5 protein-coding genes are annotated in these 6724 nt (G+C 51.1%); 2 read left to right on the forward strand and 3 right to left on the reverse strand.

Going from position 1 to position 6724, the window contains the following annotated elements:
- Nucleotides 1-98: 98 nt before the first annotated feature.
- Together JRI89_15965 and JRI89_15970 are read right to left on the reverse strand one after the other, a co-directional pair.
- Nucleotides 99-1220 carry an AI-2E family transporter gene (locus JRI89_15965; protein ID MBW2072735.1) on the reverse strand — a complete coding sequence of 374 codons (1122 nt, stop codon included), beginning with the start codon at nt 1218-1220 and terminating at the stop codon, nt 99-101.
- A gap of 133 nt (nt 1221-1353) precedes the next feature.
- A complete protein-coding gene (locus tag JRI89_15970) occupies nt 1354-1968 on the reverse strand; it encodes an SHOCT domain-containing protein (GenBank protein ID MBW2072736.1) in 615 nt (204 codons plus the stop codon).
- Nucleotides 1969-2408: 440 nt separating this feature from the next.
- On the opposite strand from JRI89_15970, the gene JRI89_15975 reads away from it, so the two are divergent.
- Nucleotides 2409-2834 (forward strand): PilZ domain-containing protein, encoded by a 426-nt coding sequence (locus tag JRI89_15975; protein ID MBW2072737.1) that lies wholly within the window; start codon nt 2409-2411, stop codon nt 2832-2834.
- Between the two features lie 62 nt (nt 2835-2896).
- On the opposite strand, the gene amrB is transcribed toward JRI89_15975, so the two are convergent.
- On the reverse strand, nt 2897-4129 hold the full coding sequence (gene amrB, locus JRI89_15980; GenBank protein ID MBW2072738.1) for an AmmeMemoRadiSam system protein B: 1233 nt from the start codon (nt 4127-4129) through the stop codon (nt 2897-2899).
- Between the two features lie 480 nt (nt 4130-4609).
- Here amrB and JRI89_15985 point away from each other — a divergent pair, with 480 nt between their 5' ends.
- Nucleotides 4610-6361 (forward strand): tetratricopeptide repeat protein, encoded by a 1752-nt coding sequence (locus tag JRI89_15985; GenBank protein MBW2072739.1) that lies wholly within the window; start codon nt 4610-4612, stop codon nt 6359-6361.
- Nucleotides 6362-6724 lie beyond the last annotated feature (363 nt).

Genomic DNA, 6724 nt, shown 5'->3' on the forward strand with positions numbered 1-6724 from the left:
AGATGCATAATATTATGAACAGTGTTTCAGCCGGCCTGGCTTTTAAAGAAAAGGAACTGAACATTCGAGAAGCCTTCCGCCATGAGCCAACTCGGCAATTAGGTGGTGCTGTCCAGTTCAGCGGTCTTACTGGAGTGCACATCTTTTTCGTGGGCTGTAGCACGCTTTTCCCTGGATGCAGCCAACCGCTCGGAAGGAGCAGGTCCGAGTATCATGGCGAGCCATCTGGTGTCCTCATTGCTTTCCAGGGCGATCTTGACGATCATGGTGAGAGGTACAGATAAAAGCATGCCCACAGGTCCGAGTACCCATCCCCAGAATACCAGTGAAAGAAATACCACCAGGGTGGACAGTCCAAGGCCGCGCCCCATGAATCTAGGCTCAATTACACTGCCGATGGAGACATTCACCACAGCGTAACCAGCAGCAGTCAGCAGGGCGGCGCTGCCGCCGAGTTGCACCACAGCAAGGAGAATAGCAGGCACCGCGGCAATCATGGAACCAATGGTGGGCACATAATTCAATAGAAAAGCAAGCAGAGCCCAGAGTAGAGCGTAGTCCACTCCAACAATGGTGAGCCAGATCCATATGGCAACGGCAGTGACCACACTGAAAAGCGTTTTCAGAGCAAGGTACCTGTTGACGCTCTCTGTGAAGGTAGAGAGTCTTTGCAGGGAGTTTTGCGGTTGAGGGAGAGCAGCAGCGAGTTTTTGATGGAACCCAGCAGCTTCCAAAAGGATAAAAACAACGGTGAGAAGTATCAGCACCACATTCTTGAGGGCCGCACTCAAGGTGGTGAAAGTATTGGCCACCATACGCATAATCTTGCCGGGGTCCAGATAGTCGATCAGCACTTTGTTGGAAACATCGATGCCCTTTTTGTGCAGCCACGAAACCAGGGCAGCCGTCTTTTCGGTCAACTCCTTTTGATAAGCAGGGAGGGTGGTGAGGAAGCTGTTCAAAGAACTGCTTACCACCACCACCAGAAGAACGCCTATGGCAGCGAGCACCACCAGGACGGTCAACACAGCCAGCGCATTGGGAACACCTTTTTTTCGCATCCAGAAGAGCAAAGGAGTACAGATTATGGCCAAGAAAATGGAAAGAAGAAAAGGCACCAGAATTGATGCGGCGGCCCGCATACCGGCAACCAGAATGACAAAACTTGCCGCTGTGATCAGATAATAATAAGGGGTTGAGATGCTGCCAGTTTCCTTCATCTAATTTCCCTTCAGGGCTTCATAAGCTGACTGCTGCACTCTAGCATATGATTGGTGGCGGGGTCAAAAAAATGGATGAGGCTGGAAGAATGTGGCGCTGTCACCAGAGGAGTCTCTCCTGGCCAGCAAGAAATCAAAGCCGCTTACTGCCAAGAAGATGGCACTTGAGTTCCTGGAATTCCGCCTCAGTAACGACACCACGGTCTAACAGGTCGGCAAGTTTTTCCAACTCCCCCAATATATGGGATGGAGAGTTTTGCTGCACAGCGGTGTCTGCAACCACTGTTCCTTCAGGGGAGGAGCCGCTCGTACTGCGGCCTGGCAAAGCTTTCAATTCTTGTGCAGAGGAGACTGCCAGCAGCTGAGAATTCCTGTTGCCGCCCTGATAGTCAAGGCGAACGAGTCCATGCAAGAAGGATATATTGACCTGGTGGCCCTCTCTTGCTGCTGCTCGAATGATATTCATGACATCGTGTGTGTCCTTCTTAAATCTGCTTCGAAGCTTCTTTCTTCTCCAATAAACGAGGCCCATAGCTACTGCAGCGAGCAGCCCTATGCCAAGGAAGATCCAGAGGTAGACATTCATGACTGTGCGGACAAAGAAGATCATTAGAAGGGCAACGAAAGGGATGCTCAGCAGTGCCAGCAAGATAAAATAGAATACCGCAATGCTGCCCAGCCAGGAGGGACGGCTGCCATCGGTTATGGCAGCGCAACTGGGCGAGCTCTTTTTCCTGAAGCGGAACATGCTCTTTCCTCGGATATGTTAATATCCTGGTTGATTATCTAATTCTGACGACTTGCCCTGATATTGCTGGAGTGTACCACAGTCACCACGAAAGTCGGTACCTCATTTTTTCATTGTTTTCAGTGTTGCCCCCGGGCGGCCTCAGAAAATTGTACTTCTCAGCGATTTTCTATCCCAGGAGACTTGGCCGGGTTCTTTGCAGCGGCTCTTGCGCCCATTGATGGTCAGCTAGCCCGGGGCTGTGGCTTCGTCAATGCTGCTGTTATGAATTTTGCCACAGAACGATTATGGTAATCATACCCTGCAGCTTAAATTCGGCACAGGGTGTGCATGAAAAAATTGAGCGAACTCAAGTAGGCAATGACTATAGTCTAGCGAAACTGTAGACAGTACAGGTTCATTTATCTCGGAGCAAGCTCCACAAGGCGGCTGGGAAGATCATGCTGACAGGATGGCTGCTCATAGCGGGCTACATGCTTTTTATCATTATTCTGCTGGCTAAAGACGAATATTACCATAGACAGGAACAGAAAAGGAGACTCGACCAGAGGGCAGAGATCCAGTGGCCCGTGACCATTATTGTTTCTGACGAGCCGCTGGAAGGGGAGACCATCAATCTGAGCGCCAGCGGAGCTTTGATTCGCTGCCAGAAATCACTGCCTTATCTCAGCAGAATGCGGCTGGTCATCAAACCTCCAGGGGGACGTCAGCTTGGCATAAGGGCAGAAGTGGTCAGAACATTGAAAAGCGGCGGCTCGCAAGATGCCTCATCGAGAAGAATGGCTGTCCGCTTCCTGGAGATTTCAGAGCAGGATCAGCGCTTTCTTCAGTTGAGCATCTATGACCACATGGCACATAGGAGCTAGCCGCGGGCTTCAGGAACTGAGCCGCCTGGACTTATCCGAGAAATGTCGATGATGAGGAAATCTCAAGATTGCTCTTGCGAATAAAGAGCTGCGCTGGCAAAGGTTACAAAAGAATTGTGCTGATCTACCTGAGTATGGCCATAATAAAGAAGCTTGCCGTCGACACGGCCTGGCAGTGCTTTTAACAGGGTGTAGAGGGGAGGCAGGCCGCAGATGCGCCGGCGATTACCATCTTGAATGAGGACACGGGCAAACTCATGGGCATTGCCAGTCAGCAAGATTTCGAGTAGATGCTGGTCCTCTTGCTGGTGGTGCTGAATAGTGCCCGCGTGGGGACGGAAATTGTCCCCATATCGTGGGCCGATGTGGGCAAGATCCACACTGGCCAACAGACAGGTTCCTTCAGGGTCAAGAGCCACTGTTTGACGCAAGGCATCAACGACTTGCAGGATTTCCTCCTTTTCCTCCCCGATCTCTTCCACACCGAAGGAGCAGAGCAGGGGGACAATTTTCACATCGGGCAGCAGCAGCCGCAAGAACACCACCTGGAATTCAATGGTGTGCTCCCTGCGGTGGGCAAATTCGTCAGCAAAGAGGTCCACAGGGCTGCGGTGGCTGAATTCATCGATGAATTCCTGATCTGCAGCAACTCTGCCGAGGGGGGTGTCGAAGTCCTTGCGGCTGAGGGCGAAATAGTGCGGCAAAGGCTCGTGACCGGTGCCAAGAATAACGCAGGTGCCAATCGGTTGCGCTTCGAGCAGTGCTTTGTAGGCATGGGCAAAACAAGGTCCGCCGGCACGGAGATCAATGTGAGGAGCCACCAGCGCCCGTAAAGGCCGCTTCAAATGAGCTGGTTCAGGAAATCCCGGCCCCCCATTTTCTGGACTGAAGTAAGCGAGCAATTGTGAACGCAGTTTTTCGGGATCATTTTCATAGGTGAGGCCAGCGTGGTAAGGAGCACGGGTTGACTGCTGGCGAAATTCATTGATCAGCTGTTCTTTCTGGCGGCGGCTCCTGTCATTGTCCAGCATGAAGTTGTCGTCGAGTGTACGAAGGAGACCTTCAAGCGCTTCTCTGAAGAGCAGATCGCCGAACCTGCGCATATAGGCAGCCTGGATGTCTGTAATGCTGTGTGAACCATCCAGCAGGGTGAGAATGAAGTAAGCCTGCGGGCTGAGAATAAGTGTCTGGGAACTGAGGCCCTCGAGGTCTCGCAAAGCTACCTGCATATTTCCCTGATCACTTACAGGAATTGCCTCCAGATGGGAGCGAATTTTCGGCAGCTCAGCAGTCATAGTCCAAAGTACTCAATGTGGTTTACGGCTGTTGAGGACATCTAAGCCTCCAGGCTATCCTGCTGTCTCGGGTGGCTTCATTCCCGGGAGAGTGGATGTGTGCCTCGAGCCGCTGTCAAGAGGCCAAAGGAGCAGCCAGCCCGTAGATAAACCACGGTTCGCTAAATATAGACAAACTATTGCTGCAGGGCAATGCCTTTATGCAAGTGTAGTCAGGTCAACCGGAGAGAGGTTCTCCATGGAAGCAGGTGGCACAGGTTTTTCCTAACAGGTTGTCAGCTGTCGTTCACCTATTGCAGATTATCTACTATGAGGGATTTGACCAGAGATGGCATACCATGGCAGAAATGAAAACATTGTTGCCCAGCTCGGGGGCTGACCCCATGCTCTCGAGTAAAGTGAAAAGTTTGACTATGGACAAACAATTTGTTATCTGAACATTACAGGGTGTTTATGAGATACCAACAATTATGGGGAAATATGAGAAAGTTGCTTTACGTAATCCTGGTGGCGACCTTGCTGTTTGTTGGCAGTGGCTGCTCCATCCTGGGCAGGAGAACCGCGGCTGACAAGACGGCAGCCTCCTCTAGCAATGTTTCGGAAGATTATTTCAGCGGTAAACAAGAGTCGTACTTCCAATATCTGCGCGCTCAGAAGTTGCTCAAAGAGAATAGAGTGGATGCTGCTGTGGCTGCATTGGAGCAGGTAGTTGCCTATGATCCGGCGGCAATCCTGCCGCGGGTTGAACTGGCTTCTCTATATCTGCGGCAGGGCAAGGATGACCTTGCTCTGCAAACAGCAATGGCAGCCAGCAAAAAGGATCCCGCCTCCATAAAAGCACGGATTATCCTGGCTACCATCTATAGCCGTCGCAATCAGCCCGAAAAGGCTGTGGAACAATATGAAGCGATTCTAGCACAAGAGCCCGACAATGAAAGAGCCGGATTCTTGCTGGCCTCGGTACTCGCTGCTGAAAAAAACTATTCAAGAGCCTACACACTTCTGAAAGAAATCGTCCGCAAGAATCCAGACAATCTCATGGCAACCTATTACCTGGGGAGAGTGGCCCTGGAGCTCAAACGCCCGCAAGAGGCGGAAGAACTCTATCAACGGGTGCTTGCTGCCCGACCATATTTTGAGATGGCCCTGTTGGATCTCGGCTATCTCTACGAGACGCAGGCGCGGTTTACAGAAGCTGAATCTCTTTACAAGAGAATGTTGGAGGTGGATCCGGATAATGAAAAAGCCCTGGTAAAACTGGGCAACTTGTATTTACGCCAGGACAGGTTCCGGCCTGCTCTGAGCATTTTCCAGCAAGTACTGGCAAAAGATCAGACAAGGATGGATGTAAAAGTGAAAGTGGGCCTGATCCACATGGAACTGGGAGATTTGCAGGAGGCTGCTGAGCTGTTCCGTGATTTGTTGGTAACCGATGAAAATAATTCCGAGATTCACTATTATCTTGGCACTGTTTATGAAGAAATGGGCAATCTGTCGCAGGCTCTGGAAGAATTGGGGAAAATTCCAGCGGACAGCCCATATGGGCTGAAAGCCCAGATCAGTCGAGCGTTCATCCTCCAGAAAAAGGGAGACATGCACGGGGCGATCCAATGCATGCAAAGGGCAGTAGAACTCTACTCTCAAGAGACCGATGCTTATCTTTACCTGGGAAATCTCTATGAACTTGCAAAGCAATACACAAAAGCGGCACAAGTACTCGAAAAAGGATTGGCTCTGGACCCGGACAATCAGCGGCTTCATTTCCGCCTGGGTGTGGTCTTCGACAAAATGGGGGAACGGCAGGCATGCGTAAGACAGATGGAAAAGGCCGTAGCATTGGATCCAACGGACGCCACAGCCCTCAACTATCTCGGCTATACCCTGGCTGAGATGGGTATAAGGTTGGCACAGGCGGAAAAGTACATTAAACAGGCACTCAAACTCAAACCTGACGACCCCTACATTACTGACAGCCTTGGCTGGGTATATTTCAAGATGGGACGCCACAGGAAGGCCCTGAAATGGATAAAGAAGGCTCTGGAGAAACTTCCAGACGATCCCGTAATTCGCGAACATCTCGGAGATGCTTACCGCGCACTTGGAGAATGGCGCCAGGCGGAAAAGGCATACGAAAGGGCCCTGGAACTGGGGAGTGAAAATCGACAAAAGGTAGAGGTGAAGTTGCAAGAGAGCAAGACAAAGGTGGGAAATCGAAAAAATACCCAGAAATAGCAAACAAAATGCGCCGAAGTTCCATTGCCATAAAAACACCCCAACCCGAAAGGCCAATTTCTGCGAATGCGAGCTGCACAACCAGTCGCGGCCCTAGTGCTGCGACCATTGTCTTGCCGGAAAGCTAGAGATCCCTGGCTATAAGTCAAATCGCTGTCATTGCTGGAATGATGGCAACACCCTGAATGGGTCAGGGGTGAACCCTCGTAAATCAGCAGCGTTCCTGTAGGGGCACAGAATGTCTCCGGCAATTAGTGTCTCTTTCGGGGATGGTGGAAACCCCTCGCCTTCAGGCGAAGAAGAGTTTATATTGTCGCCATGCGACTTTATAAACTCGGAGCCCATACAAAAACGGACCTGAAG

The organism is Deltaproteobacteria bacterium (genome assembly GCA_019309045.1).
GTDB lineage: Bacteria > Desulfobacterota > Syntrophobacteria > BM002 > BM002 > JAFDGZ01.